Raw genomic sequence first — 12841 nt, 5'->3', positions numbered from 1 at the left:
TATTTAATATTTTTAAAAAATAAAAAACACATCGTGCTCTAAAGCACAACGTGTTTTTTATTTTACAACAACAAGACGTGGTCCATCTTGTTCTATTTCTTTCATTTCCTCATTTTGCTGTTTCTCTTGTCGTTTTACATGACTAGCAATATTTAATAATATACCCATCGAGATTAGATTAGCCAATAAAGAACTACCACCATAACTAATAAACGGTAAAGGTACTCCTGTAAGCGGTATTAATCCAGACATACCACCAACATTAACAAAAGTTTGTATCCCAATTAAACTTGCAATTCCGATTGCAACTAAACTTCCAAATGGATCTTTACATTTTTGTGCCACTCTAAACGAACGAATAATAATAAGTAATAAACAAATTAAAATGATAGCTACTCCTATAAACCCGAGTTCTTCAGATATAATCGCCATAATAAAATCTGTTTGCGGCTCTGGTAAGTAGCCATACTTTTGTATACTGTTTCCTAATCCTCTACCATTTAACCCACCTGAAGCAATTCCAATAAAAGAATTAACTAATTGAAATCCATCATTTTGAGGATCACTAAACGGATCAAGAAAAACTGAAAATCGAGCTTTTTGGTATTTACTTAATTTATAGTTTCCGATAAAATACAATGCTGGAATCCACACGACAGATGTTAATAAAAATCTTTTTATCCACAAATTCACATTAACTCCTGAACAGAAGAACATAATTAGCACTGTTCCACCTATTAATATGTCAGTTCCCAAGTCATTTTGTAATAAAATTAATACCATCGATCCACCAACAACAAATAGAGGAGGTATTATTCCTTGGAAAAAAGGTGTTTGCCTCTCTTGTTTCTTAGCAAAAAAGGTTGCTAGCGTAATAATAACCGTTATTTTTACAAACTCAGCCGGTTGTATACCTAATATCCATCCTTTTGCACCATTGATTTCTTTACCGAAAAGGAATGCTGCTGTTAGTAAGGCAAGACTCCCGAACCCGATTGCTGCTAGAACTATTTGTTCTCTCCAAAATTTATAAGGGATTATAACGACAATCACTAGTATTACCGTTCCAATAGCAAGAGCAATTAATTGTTTTTTAAAAAAGTGATCTGCTGGCCAGTTATATTTCGACGAAATCGCGACAATGGAACTAGAACTATATACCATTATAACTCCCAAAACACATAAGATAACAAGAGGAAGTAATAATGAATAATCCATTGATTTCCATACTCTTTTCATTTCATTTCCTCTTTCTGTTTCAATTTAATTATTGTTGTATTCCATATGTACATTGATTCTTCCTGCTTTATTATACAAATAAAAAGCCCAAACTATTTCAGTTTGAGCCCCCCTATTTGAACCCGTTATTGTTGTTTGTTTGTAAATGCTTCATGAAGTGCAGATAACTCACGTTCAAGCTCTCCTAACATTGCTTTCCCTTGTTCTTCTGCAATAAGACCAAGGCGAACTGCAAAATCGACCTCGCGGGATAGTCCAAACATTTGTGTGTCTAACACTTCTTCATATAATGGACATTGCGGCATTGTAAGATTGTCCATTTGCACCTTAATAAGTCTTAAAATCTTCTCCGCATCCGCTTGTAGAAGGGCTAGTGCCTTTTCCTGATGATTTGATACTGTCTCAGACGCCAAATTGATTCCCTCCGTTTCCGTCCTACTCTCTCCTATCTATTAATATTAGCGATAGTTTTAGTAAATTGCAATAGAAACATTTTTTGTGACAACCGTGTCTAATGCTATTATACTGAAAAGTGGGAGTATAACACAAATGGGGGAACAACAATGAGCGAAATTTTATTTATTAATGGAAAAGTTCGTTTTCCAATCACTATCGATCCAACTGTTTGGATCTTTGATGATCGAAAAGTAGATTTGACAACTTACTTTGATGAAACAAGAGAAAACACATCAGAACTAGAAGCTTATTTGAAAAACACTTCAGAACATTGGGATCGTGAAATCCGTGATGGTGCTGCGTTTCCACCGATACAACAAAGTGTAAAAAAATATAAAAAAGAACAGCTAATTACAGGAACGTTCGGTATACCATTTCATCCATTTCTTGCAAACGCCGAAATTTCAGATGACGCTACGCAAGTCGAAATTGAAACAGTAGATCAAACAATAATACTTCCATTAGAAACTGTAGAAAATGCTATTCTTGGTTTTTCAAAAGAAGGAAAACCATTAAAAGAGGATGGACCTGTTCATCTATATTACAATGATGGATCTAATAGACAAAATCCAATCCGTAACATCCGTAAATTTACAATTATTTAAAATGTATATTTGGAAGAAAAAGGAGTGAGCCTCAGCTCACTCCTTTTATAATAAATCTGCTGCTAGTTGAGCTAAATTCGATCGCTCCCCTTTAACAAACTTTACATGACCACTAATACGTTGCTCTTTAAACTTCTCTACGACATATGTTAAGCCGTTATTATATTCATCCAAATACGGATGGTCAATTTGCTGAGGATCTCCCATTAATACGATTTTACTTTTTTCTCCTACTCTTGTTAGTATCGTTTTCACTTCATGCTTCGTTAAATTTTGTGCTTCGTCAATTATAATGAACTGATCCGGAATACTTCTCCCACGTATATAGGTGAGAGCTTCTACTTCAATCGAACCCATTCCAGCTAAAATAGCATCTAACTCTCCTGGCTTTTTCGTATTAAATAAATACTCTAGATTATCAAAAATCGGTTGCATCCACGGTCTTAACTTTTCTTCTTTTTCTCCTGGTAAATAACCGATATCTTTTCCGACTGGAACAATTGGCCTTGCAACGAGTAGTTTTTTATATAGTCCTAAATCTTCAGTTTGCATGAGCCCCGAAGCTAAAGCTAGTAATGTTTTTCCTGTACCAGCTTTCCCTGTTAACGTTACTAGCGGAATATCTTCACGAAGCAACAATTCTAATCCCATAATTTGCTGCACATTCCGTGGTCGTATCCCCCATACTTGTTCATTGTGAAAAATAAGTTTCTTTACCTTCTTACCTAAGTGATCCACAATACCAAGTGCTGAACTGGATCCGCCTAATGCATCTTTCATTACTACAAATTGATTTGGATAAAATGGATGATTTGCAATTTCGGATAAAGGCAATTCACCTTTTTCATAAAAGTAATCCAATTGCTCTTTTGATATATACCCTTCTAAAAATCCTGAATATATATTATCTACTTCAATTACACGATCACTTAAATAATCTTCCGCCTTCAAACCAATTGCATCAGCTTTTACCCTTACAAGCACGTCTTTACTTACTAAAATAACAGACTTCCCGTCCTCTTTTTCTTGCTCTTCTAAAGATAGATTTTTTGCTACAGCTAAAATTCGATTATCATTTGTTTTTTCTACAAAAATATCTTGTAGTTGAACAAATGAACGATGATTTAACTCAATACGAAATGTACCGCCGTTTTCTAGCGAAATACTTTCATGCAGCTTTCCTATTTCACGAAATTTGTCTATTAACTTAGACACATAACGAGCGTTTCGTCCTACTTCATCCATATAACGTTTTTTCGAATCAACCTCTTCTAATACAACTGCTGGAATCACTACTTCATTGGTTTCAAATGAAAAAATAGATAAAGGATCCTGCAAAAGTACATTCGTATCTAACACATAAATTTTATCCAACCTGTTACCCCCTGACTCCACTTTTAAATTTGTAGAACAAGGGTTTCATCCATAAAATATGGACGAACCATTGTTATAATTATATGTACCGTATAAACGAGGTAGAATCGAAATCCATAGCCATTAAACCTTTTATTTATTTTTTATTCATTTCTATTCAATATATTACTTTTAATTATAATTATTAACATAAAATCACAATAACTGATTACAAAAGTTAATAACTGAATTTCTTATTTATCACATTTTTAATTCTTTTATTCCTACTAACACTTGGTTATCCAACTTCTTCGCTGCGCGAATATCATATGTTTTTTCATACGTTGGTTCAGTTGCAAGTTTCGCTCCATAAAACATAACATCACGCACTTCTTGTACATTTACTTCTATTACAGTTAATTTTAGAGGAATGCCTTCCATTCTATCAGTCAAAATTTCACCTGCACCACTTATGGAAAATACGGATTCATTCGCCATTATAGTCAATACCACCCCAGTACTATGCCGTATATTTTCCACAATACGCGAACGCTGATCTACTGCAAATCGAATACTAGTTTCACTCACTGCATACACCCAAGAAATAGCACTTACGTTAGGAACTTGTTTTTCGAAGTCTGTTGTTGCTATCATAACAATACATTCTTTACGTAACGTTTGTACTAAATCATCTGTTAATGTAGGCTCTACTACATTCGCCATATTTCCACCTCCAAATATACTTAATATATCCTTATCATAACTTATTTTTCGAATTGCGAAAATATTATTTTTTCCCACTATTATTCAAAAACATTATACTTCCATGATATACTTATACTGATAGAATTCGTATTGAGGTGACGAAATGAGAGTCAAATGTATGATTTGTGATAAAAAAGATATGTTAGATGATGAAAATCCTATGGCAAAAAAACTGCGTAACCGCCCTATTCATACATATATGTGCATGGAATGTTCGGAACGAATTGCAGAACGTACGATGGAACGTCATGCAAGTGGTAATTTCCGATTATATCGTGATAAAAAAGTCGAAGACGATTGGTAAAATATAAATAAGTCCTTAATCATATAGATAAGGACTTATTTATATTTTTCAGGTTCACGATTCATTTGATCCAAAAAGCAATCAATAGCTTCTAATGGAAACCTGGCAGATTTTTTTTCTCCATTCATTTCATATGTAATTAAATACATTTCTTCGTTCTTTTTAACTTCCACATCCGTTAATTTATGTTCTTCATATATCATATTTTGAAATAACAAATACGTTTCTTTTGCAGCACGATCATCTGGACGTGCTTCGGCAACTGTTTTAATTGTTAACCAATTATATAGTGCATCTTGTACTGAACGCATAAAAATCCGCCCCCTTACCCTGCTTTTTGTTGTCTTGCTTGACGTAAACGCAACCTATAAATCCCAAGTACAATCGCCGCTACAACAAGCCCCTCTCCAACAGGTAAAAAAACTGCAAAGAAAGTTAAAACTGTACACCCAATCGCTAACGATATATATATCACTATATTTTTTATTATTGATAGTTTTCTTGCAAAACCTAAATTATACACAAGTGCACTTAATATAATAATGGTGCCATATAGTAACCACATCCCTAGTTCTGGATTTTCATCAACTTTACATAATTTCGCAAAAAACGACATTCTTTCTAACATCATTCATCCCCCTTTCTCACAAAAAACAAATTTTATTTATGTACTTAATACAAGAGTAACCTGCAAAAAAAATACTGTCCACAAAAAAGAGTAAATATTCCAAAAATAAATAAAATAAAAAAACAGCTACCCCTCAAAGGTAGCTGTTCTATTATTTTACGCTTCTACAGATTTCTTTTTCTTAGCAGCTCTTTCACGCTCACTCTTATCAAGAATCTTTTTACGTAAACGAATTGATTCTGGAGTTACTTCACAGAACTCATCATCGTTTAAGTACTCTAATGACTCTTCTAAAGTCATTAAGCGTGGTTTTTTCATTGTTGAAGTTTGATCTTTCGTTGCAGAACGAATGTTAGTTTGTTGTTTCATTTTCACAACGTTAACTGTTAAGTCGTTCTCACGAGTGTGTTCTCCGACAATCATACCAGCATATACTTCTGTACCTGGTTCAACGAAGATTACACCACGGTCTTCAACTTGCATAATACCGTATTGTGATGCTTTTCCTGTTTCAAGTGAAACTAGAACACCTTGGCGACGTCCACCAACTTGTCCAGCGTGTACTGGTTGGTAGCAATCGAATGTATGGTTTAAAATACCGTAACCACGAGTTAATGTTAAGAATTCTGTTGTGTAACCAATTAAACCACGTGCTGGAACCATGAAAGTAAGGCGAACTTGACCGTTTCCGTTATTCACCATATCTAACATTTCACCTTTACGTGCACCCATAGATTCCATAATAGAACCAGTGTATTCTTCAGGTACATCGATTTGCACGCGCTCTACAGGCTCACATCTTACGCCATCAACTTCTTTAATAATTACTTCAGGCTTAGATACTTGTAGCTCATAACCTTCACGACGCATGTTTTCAATTAGGATAGATAAATGTAATTCCCCACGTCCAGATACGATCCACGCATCAGGAGAATCTGTATTATCTACACGTAAACTTACATCTGTTTCTAATTGTGAACGAAGACGCTCTTCAATTTTACGAGATGTAATGAATTTACCTTCACGACCTGCAAATGGGCTGTTATTTACAAGGAATGTCATTTGTAGTGTTGGCTCATCGATACGTAATAATGGTAAAGCCTCTTCATGCTCAACCGGACATACTGTTTCACCTACGTTAATGTCTTCCATACCTGAAACAGCTACTAAATCTCCAGCTTTTGCTTCTTCAATTTCTTGACGTTTTAATCCAATGTAACCAAATAATTTCGTTACACGGAATTGTTTTACAGTTCCGTCAACTTTCATTAATGCAACTTGTTGTCCTACTTTCATTGTACCACGGAATACGCGTCCAACCCCGATACGACCAACATAGTCATTGTAATCAAGAAGTGCTACTTGGAATTGAAGTGGCTCTTCGCTGTTATCAACTGGTGCTGGAATATGTTCAATAATTGTGTCAAACAATGATTTCATATTTTCTTCTTGATTTGCTGGGTTTGAATCTAAGCTTGCTGTTCCGTTCATTGCTGATGCAAATACAACTGGGAACTCTAATTGATCTTCGTTTGCACCAAGTTCGATGAATAAGTCAACTACTTCATCAACTACTTCATCAGGGCGAGCGAAGTCACGGTCAATTTTGTTTACAACAACGATTGGAGTTAAGTTTTGCTCAAGAGCTTTCTTTAAAACAAATCGTGTTTGTGGCATACAACCTTCATATGCATCAACAACAAGTAGAACACCATCAACCATTTTCATGATACGTTCTACTTCTCCACCGAAGTCAGCGTGACCAGGTGTATCTAAAATGTTAATTCTTTTATCTTCATAGTGAATCGCAGTATTCTTAGCTAAAATTGTAATACCACGTTCTCTTTCTAGATCGTTTGAGTCCATTGCGCGTTCTTCAATATGTTCATTCGCACGGAACGTCCCCGCTTGACGTAATAACTGGTCAACAAGTGTTGTTTTACCATGGTCAACGTGGGCAATAATTGCTATATTTCGTAAATCTTGTCGTTTTTTCAACATGTCCAACTCCTAATGTCTTTTTAATCCTTCTCTATTATAAGAGCGAAGGGGATACAATGGCAATCAAAATAAAATCTAGAATGAAAATATAGTTGTATTCTTACTTTTGTGAAAGTAAAATGAGATTGGAGGGTGAAGAAATGGAACACATTCAATATCGCTTTTTATTAACTGCAATTATCGGTGTTATTTTCTTAATCGGTATCGGCATTATGGTTGCTGAAAATAGCCCCATCGGTGTTATTATTTGCATTATCGGCACATTTGTTACAGTTGGATACGGTTTTGTAACAAAAAGAAAAATGCGTAAATCGCAATAACGTCAAAAAGTAAGAAGCGTGTATATAGCCTCTTACTTTTTTTGTTATTCCGCTATAAATCGTAACACTTCTTCATACACCCCTGGTTTTGCAACTAATACGCTGCTCTTCTCTACGATCGAAAGCTGGGCTCCAGAAAATGTTGTAACCTTTCCTCCAACTTCCTCTACAATTATCTGTCCCCCACCAAAATCCCATGGTGATAGTCTTGGCGTTACATATGCATCTATTCTTCCTGTTGCAACATATACCATCTCTAACGCTGCACAGCCATATGATCTCGTGCCTCTTGCTCGCTTAACAAGTGCCATCATACTTTCCTTATTCAGCAATGGATTATCGGTAAGCCATATCGCATTTAAAGCTACAACACCTTGCTCTACAGTCCCTTTTTCCAATAAAGGTATTGGTACTTCATTACAAAACGCTCCAGCTCCCTTTACCGCATGGTATAATTCATCGTGAACTGGATCATAAATGAGTCCAACCTTTCCGATACCGTTCTCATAAATTCCAATTGAAATTGCGAAATTTCTTTTTTGGTGAACAAAGTTCATCGTGCCATCAATTGGATCAATTAACCAAACAACCCCATCAGAAGAAGTTACCTCATCTCCATAACCTTCTTCTCCTAAAATATTATGATTCGGGAATGTTTCTTTAATTTTCCCAATTAAAAACTGTTCTATTTCTCGGTCCATATTTGTTACTAAATCAGCTGCATTGGATTTCGTTTCTATAATAAGTGCTTTTTCCATTGATGCGATTAAAAACTCTCCTGCATCTCGAATCCACTGTTTGGCGTGTGCATCGATGTCTTTCCATACTTCTTGCATGTTTAAACACTCCGATCTATACTGTTCACAGAAAAAACGAACCCCTTTATAAGGTTCGCACCAACTAATTTTTTATACATATACTATTATTACGCTTCTAAACGAATCATTTCAAGTCTTAACACTTCTAACTTTTGTACACACTCTTCTTTTTTCAGTTTATCATTTTCCATCATCGCATCATATAAAGTTGCTAATTCATAATCTAGCTCCAAACGTAGCACCGGTATTCTCTTTTCAGCATCTGTTCTCTTTAACGCATTAATCACCTGTCTCATATTATTTGCCTCCTCCCAATATTCGTCTGCCCTCGGACTAGAATTAATTAAATTTTCTGATTTTTTGTTTTATACTATACTATGTTGGATAAATCATCTATGCAACAAAATTATATTTTTTTATTTAAATTTTTTTGTGCTGTTTTTTTTATGAATAGTACAAGCTATGCTAAAATAAAAGCAAAATAGGAGTTGGAGGAACAATCATGACACTACAAACATTCAAGTCAACTGATTTTGAGGTATTTACAGTTGATGGTCTCGAAGAACGAATGAGTGCAATTAAAACGAACATTCATCCTAAACTGGAAGCTTTAGGGGAACAGTTTGCAACGTATTTATCCAAACAAACTGATGAGAACTTTTTTTATCATGTAGCAAAACATGCACGTCGCAAAGTCAATCCACCAAACGATACTTGGGTTGCTTTTTCAACAAATAAACGCGGATATAAAATGCTACCACATTTCCAAATTGGATTATGGGGTACTCATGCCTTCATATACTTTGGTTTAATCTATGAGTGTCCACAAAAAGTGGAGACGGCTCACGCCTTCTTAGAACATTTAAATGATTTAAAAACAAATATTCCAAATGACTTCGTTTGGTCCATTGACCATACTAAACCAAGTGTAAAATTACATAGAACACTTGAAACAGAAGACTTACAAAAGATGATTGAACGTCTAGCTACTGTGAAAAAAGCAGAATTATTAGTTGGTATTCATATATCACCAGAGGAGTTTTCAGCAATGACCAACGAACAATTCCTTGCTAAGATTGAATCTACGATGCAATCACTCCTTCCTTTATATGCACTTTGTAATCGATAGTAGAAAACGGACAATTTATATTGTCCGTTTTTAGTTGTTATCACATTATATCACTTCAGTTTTCATTTTTCAAAATATTTTTTACATTTTCACAAGCTTTTGTTCTTCAGTTTCTTTTGCCCTTTGAATCGCACGATATATAGAATATCCACTTACTTCTTGAAACTCTTTATCAATTTTCTTCTCTTCTGCTTTAGATGGAACAATCTCTTTAAAACGACGATATAATCCCATTAATTCTTCTCTTATAATTCCTTTTTCGTATACTTTCTCAATTGCTTCATAAAACTTCACAATTGCAATCATTTCCTCATTTGACCAATCATAATCTAACGGATATTGATATTCCATTTTGCACCTCATTTATCATTTCTTCTTATTTCAGTACGCTATCTTAAAGAGATTTTCTTCTTCACTATAGCCACTTTGCATTATACACTATTTATTCATTGTGATGGAATTGTCTTCCTCTATAAGTTAATTGGAAGTAACTATTTAACATACTCACTGTAAAAATATTTTTTTCTATACATCTATAATTATTGGTGATATAATGCTTTTGTTTTATAGAAAATAAAGTGAACCTACCATCTCAAAAACAATTTTGTGATCGGCAGAAAAACAAGTCTTATTCTAAAAAACACTTAACTTTTTTAGAACAGATTATATAAAACAAACTCTAATAAATATTAAGAAAAAGAAGGGGTGTATAGATTGTCCCAATACGAAACACCATTGTTTACCGCTTTAGTTGAGCACAGTAAGCGAAATCCAATCCAATTCCATATTCCTGGTCATAAAAAAGGACAGGGCATGGATCCTACATTTCGCGAATTTATTGGGCATAACGCATTAGCAATTGATTTAATTAATATTGCGCCGCTCGATGATTTACATCATCCAAAAGGTATGATTAAAGAAGCACAAGATTTAGCAGCCTCTGCATTCGGTGCAGATCATACTTTCTTTTCTATTCAAGGTACAAGTGGCGCAATAATGACAATGGTGATGAGCGTTTGCGGTCCTGGTGACAAAATCCTAGTACCACGAAACGTGCATAAATCAGTAATGTCAGCTATTATTTTCTCAGGTGCAAAACCGATTTTCATGCATCCTGAAATCGATCCAAAACTTGGTATTTCACATGGAATTACAATTCAATCTGTCAAAAAGGCACTTGAAGAGCACTCTGATGCGAAAGGCTTACTTGTTATTAATCCAACATACTTTGGATTTGCTGCAGACTTAGAACAGATTGTACAATTAGCACATTCTTACGATATCCCTGTACTCGTTGATGAGGCCCATGGTGTTCATATTCATTTTCACGATGAATTGCCGATGTCAGCCATGCAAGCTGGAGCAGATATGGCAGCAACAAGTGTTCACAAACTAGGTGGATCTTTAACGCAAAGTTCCATTCTTAATGTGAAGGAAGGCCTTGTGAACGTAAAACATGTTCAATCTATTATTAGCATGCTTACGACTACATCAACTTCTTACATCTTGTTAGCGTCCCTAGATGCTGCTAGAAAACGTCTTGCTACAGAAGGAACAGCACTCATAGAACAAACAATACAATTAGCGGAACAAGTTCGTGATGCTATAAATGCTATTGAGCATCTTTACTGTCCTGGGAAAGAAATGCTAGGTACAGACGCTACTTTTAACTATGATCCTACAAAGATAATTGTATCTGTAAAAGATTTAGGTATTACAGGCCATCAGGCTGAAGTATGGCTTAGAGAGCAATATAACATTGAAGTAGAACTCTCAGATTTATACAACATACTATGTCTTGTCACTTTCGGAGATACAGAAAGTGAGACAAATACACTTATTGCAGCATTACAAGATTTAGCAGCGACATTTAGAAATCAAGCCGATAAAGGTGTTCAAATACAAGTAGAAATTCCAGAAATACCAGTGCTAGCACTTTCTCCTCGAGATGCTTTTTATTCGGAAACAGAAGTCATTCCATTTGAAAATGCTGCAGGTCGTATTATAGCTGATTTCGTTATGGTTTATCCGCCAGGGATTCCAATCTTTACTCCGGGGGAAATTATTACACAAGATAACTTAGAGTATATTCGTAAAAACTTAGAAGCGGGTTTACCTGTACAAGGCCCTGAAGATATGACATTACAAACATTACGTGTGATTAAAGAGTACAAGCCTATCAGTTGATAGGCTTTTCTTTCACCCTTTTCCTCTTTTCTCATACGATATGAAGTAATGTAACGTATAGGTGGGGATACTATTATGATTGTAATAGGCCGTTCTATTGTACATCCTTATATCACAAATGAATATGAGCCATTTGCAGCTGAGAAACAACAAATCTTATCGATAATGGCAGGAAATCAAGAAATTTATTCCTTCCGAACATCTGATGAACTCAGCTTTGATCTAAATTTGCGAGTTAATATTATTACTTCCGCATTAGAACTTTTTCAAAGTGGATTTCAGTTTCGCACATTTCAACAGTCCTTTTGCAACCCCCAGTATTGGAAAAGAACGTCTCTTGGGGGATTCGAGCTCCTTCCAAACATACCCCCTTCCATTGCCATACAAGATATTTTCAAAAACGGAAAACTATATGGAACTGAATGTGCTACCGCTATGATTATTATTTTTTACAAAGCTTTACTATCCTTGTATGAGGAAGACACTTTCAACCGTCTCTTTGCAAACCTTTTACTTTATACGTGGGACTACGATCAAGATTTAAAGCTCATAACAAAAACGGGTGGCGATCTTGTTCCCGGTGACCTCGTTTATTTTAAAAATCCACAAGTGAATCCAGCTACAATCGAGTGGCAAGGAGAAAATACAATCTATCTAGGAAATTTCTTTTTTTACGGACATGGCGTAGGTGTAAAAACCAAAGAGGAAATTATATACTCATTAAATGAACGACGGGTCCCTTACGCTTTTATTTCGGCTTTCTTGACCGATACTATTACCCGTATTGATAGCCGTCTCATGAGCCACTACGCTTCTCCTAGCGTTCCACAGACATCGATAGGATTTATTCCGATTAGAGATGATGCAATCGTTGCAACAGTTGGCCATACAACTACAATTTATTAAAAAAACGCCTACATATACATATGTAGGCGTTTTTTCTTATTTAAGCTTTTGTATGTTCTTTATGGTCACATTCGCAATGAGATCCACATTTCCCGTATAGTACTGTTGATTTTTCATCTTCAAAATGTCC

The 12841-nt window shown here is 35.1% G+C and carries 17 protein-coding genes; 6 read left to right on the top strand and 11 right to left on the bottom strand.

What is annotated here, in order from left to right; all coding sequences use genetic code 11:
• Nucleotides 1-57 precede the first annotated feature (57 nt).
• Nucleotides 58-1239, bottom strand: a complete 1182-nt coding sequence (gene ftsW, locus MR113_RS19465; RefSeq protein ID WP_242256301.1) for a putative lipid II flippase FtsW — start codon at nt 1237-1239, stop codon at nt 58-60.
• Nucleotides 1240-1364: 125 nt separating this feature from the next.
• A complete protein-coding gene (locus MR113_RS19460; protein WP_000135698.1) occupies nt 1365-1652 on the bottom strand; it encodes an Fpa/YlaN family protein in 288 nt (95 codons plus the stop codon).
• A 150-nt stretch (nt 1653-1802) separates the two neighbouring features.
• On the opposite strand from MR113_RS19460, the gene MR113_RS19455 reads away from it, so the two are divergent.
• The gene (locus MR113_RS19455) at nt 1803-2300 is read left to right on the top strand and encodes a molybdopterin-binding protein (protein ID WP_242240117.1); all 498 of its coding nucleotides are present in this window, start codon (nt 1803-1805) and stop codon (nt 2298-2300) included.
• 45 nt (nt 2301-2345) lie between these two features.
• On the opposite strand, the gene MR113_RS19450 is transcribed toward MR113_RS19455, so the two are convergent.
• Both MR113_RS19450 and MR113_RS19445 read right to left on the bottom strand, forming a co-directional pair.
• On the bottom strand, nt 2346-3674 hold the full coding sequence (locus tag MR113_RS19450; RefSeq protein ID WP_151632771.1) for a PhoH family protein: 1329 nt from the start codon (nt 3672-3674) through the stop codon (nt 2346-2348).
• A 240-nt stretch (nt 3675-3914) separates the two neighbouring features.
• Nucleotides 3915-4376: a pyridoxamine 5'-phosphate oxidase family protein gene (locus MR113_RS19445; RefSeq protein WP_242256299.1), complete on the bottom strand. Its 462-nt coding sequence runs from the start codon at nt 4374-4376 to the stop codon at nt 3915-3917.
• Between the two features lie 145 nt (nt 4377-4521).
• Between MR113_RS19445 and MR113_RS19440 the strand changes: the two genes are divergently transcribed.
• Nucleotides 4522-4722 (top strand): YlaI family protein, encoded by a 201-nt coding sequence (locus MR113_RS19440; protein ID WP_001995040.1) that lies wholly within the window; start codon nt 4522-4524, stop codon nt 4720-4722.
• Nucleotides 4723-4757: 35 nt separating this feature from the next.
• Here MR113_RS19440 and MR113_RS19435 read toward each other — a convergent pair whose 3' ends face one another.
• From MR113_RS19435 to typA, 3 genes are all read right to left on the bottom strand, one after another.
• Nucleotides 4758-5033, bottom strand: a complete 276-nt coding sequence (locus MR113_RS19435; RefSeq protein WP_001258134.1) for a hypothetical protein — start codon at nt 5031-5033, stop codon at nt 4758-4760.
• Between the two features lie 14 nt (nt 5034-5047).
• Nucleotides 5048-5350, bottom strand: a complete 303-nt coding sequence (locus tag MR113_RS19430; protein WP_000893660.1) for a YlaH-like family protein — start codon at nt 5348-5350, stop codon at nt 5048-5050.
• A gap of 156 nt (nt 5351-5506) precedes the next feature.
• Nucleotides 5507-7351 (bottom strand): translational GTPase TypA, encoded by a 1845-nt coding sequence (gene typA / locus MR113_RS19425; RefSeq protein WP_000914755.1) that lies wholly within the window; start codon nt 7349-7351, stop codon nt 5507-5509.
• Between the two features lie 140 nt (nt 7352-7491).
• Here typA and MR113_RS19420 point away from each other — a divergent pair, with 140 nt between their 5' ends.
• Nucleotides 7492-7671 carry a DUF5325 family protein gene (locus MR113_RS19420; RefSeq protein WP_000400130.1) on the top strand — a complete coding sequence of 60 codons (180 nt, stop codon included), beginning with the start codon at nt 7492-7494 and terminating at the stop codon, nt 7669-7671.
• 44 nt (nt 7672-7715) lie between these two features.
• On the opposite strand, the gene MR113_RS19415 is transcribed toward MR113_RS19420, so the two are convergent.
• Together MR113_RS19415 and MR113_RS19410 are read right to left on the bottom strand one after the other, a co-directional pair.
• Nucleotides 7716-8507 (bottom strand): inositol monophosphatase family protein, encoded by a 792-nt coding sequence (locus MR113_RS19415; protein ID WP_242256297.1) that lies wholly within the window; start codon nt 8505-8507, stop codon nt 7716-7718.
• 89 nt (nt 8508-8596) lie between these two features.
• Nucleotides 8597-8785 carry a hypothetical protein gene (locus MR113_RS19410; RefSeq protein WP_001250166.1) on the bottom strand — a complete coding sequence of 63 codons (189 nt, stop codon included), beginning with the start codon at nt 8783-8785 and terminating at the stop codon, nt 8597-8599.
• A gap of 206 nt (nt 8786-8991) precedes the next feature.
• On the opposite strand from MR113_RS19410, the gene MR113_RS19405 reads away from it, so the two are divergent.
• Entirely contained in the window at nt 8992-9618 is a 627-nt protein-coding gene (locus tag MR113_RS19405; RefSeq protein WP_000175088.1) for a YktB family protein, read from the top strand.
• An 81-nt stretch (nt 9619-9699) separates the two neighbouring features.
• Here the strand turns inward: MR113_RS19405 and MR113_RS19400 are convergent, their stop codons facing one another.
• On the bottom strand, nt 9700-9969 hold the full coding sequence (locus MR113_RS19400; protein WP_242256295.1) for a UPF0223 family protein: 270 nt from the start codon (nt 9967-9969) through the stop codon (nt 9700-9702).
• 363 nt (nt 9970-10332) lie between these two features.
• On the opposite strand from MR113_RS19400, the gene speA reads away from it, so the two are divergent.
• Nucleotides 10333-11805: an arginine decarboxylase gene (gene speA / locus MR113_RS19395; RefSeq protein ID WP_242256293.1), complete on the top strand. Its 1473-nt coding sequence runs from the start codon at nt 10333-10335 to the stop codon at nt 11803-11805.
• A 75-nt stretch (nt 11806-11880) separates the two neighbouring features.
• Entirely contained in the window at nt 11881-12711 is an 831-nt protein-coding gene (locus MR113_RS19390) for a protein-glutamine gamma-glutamyltransferase (protein WP_242256290.1), read from the top strand.
• Nucleotides 12712-12751: 40 nt separating this feature from the next.
• Here the strand turns inward: MR113_RS19390 and MR113_RS19385 are convergent.
• Nucleotides 12752-12841 (bottom strand): GapA-binding peptide SR1P (locus tag MR113_RS19385; RefSeq protein WP_242256319.1); only part of this gene is annotated, 90 nt, incomplete at its 5' end.

This window comes from Bacillus cereus group sp. BfR-BA-01379 (assembly GCF_022663605.1).
Lineage (GTDB): Bacteria > Bacillota > Bacilli > Bacillales > Bacillaceae_G > Bacillus_A > Bacillus_A mobilis.
This window is presented reverse-complemented; position numbering and strand designations above follow the sequence as displayed.

Excerpts from the sequence above, each read along its gene's own strand:
- ftsW (WP_242256301.1), bottom strand. The coding sequence starts at position 1,239 with ATGAAAAGAGTATGGAAATCAATGGATTATTCATTATTACTTCCTCTT.
- MR113_RS19455 (WP_242240117.1), top strand. The coding sequence starts at position 1,803 with ATGAGCGAAATTTTATTTATTAATGGAAAAGTTCGTTTTCCAATCACT.
- MR113_RS19445 (WP_242256299.1), bottom strand. The coding sequence starts at position 4,376 with ATGGCGAATGTAGTAGAGCCTACATTAACAGATGATTTAGTACAAACG.
- MR113_RS19440 (WP_001995040.1), top strand. The coding sequence starts at position 4,522 with ATGAGAGTCAAATGTATGATTTGTGATAAAAAAGATATGTTAGATGAT.
- MR113_RS19435 (WP_001258134.1), bottom strand. The coding sequence starts at position 5,033 with ATGCGTTCAGTACAAGATGCACTATATAATTGGTTAACAATTAAAACA.
- MR113_RS19430 (WP_000893660.1), bottom strand. The coding sequence starts at position 5,350 with ATGTTAGAAAGAATGTCGTTTTTTGCGAAATTATGTAAAGTTGATGAA.
- typA (WP_000914755.1), bottom strand. The coding sequence starts at position 7,351 with ATGTTGAAAAAACGACAAGATTTACGAAATATAGCAATTATTGCCCAC.
- MR113_RS19420 (WP_000400130.1), top strand. The coding sequence starts at position 7,492 with ATGGAACACATTCAATATCGCTTTTTATTAACTGCAATTATCGGTGTT.
- MR113_RS19415 (WP_242256297.1), bottom strand. The coding sequence starts at position 8,507 with ATGCAAGAAGTATGGAAAGACATCGATGCACACGCCAAACAGTGGATT.
- MR113_RS19410 (WP_001250166.1), bottom strand. The coding sequence starts at position 8,785 with ATGAGACAGGTGATTAATGCGTTAAAGAGAACAGATGCTGAAAAGAGA.
- MR113_RS19405 (WP_000175088.1), top strand. The coding sequence starts at position 8,992 with ATGACACTACAAACATTCAAGTCAACTGATTTTGAGGTATTTACAGTT.
- MR113_RS19400 (WP_242256295.1), bottom strand. The coding sequence starts at position 9,969 with ATGGAATATCAATATCCGTTAGATTATGATTGGTCAAATGAGGAAATG.
- MR113_RS19390 (WP_242256290.1), top strand. The coding sequence starts at position 11,881 with ATGATTGTAATAGGCCGTTCTATTGTACATCCTTATATCACAAATGAA.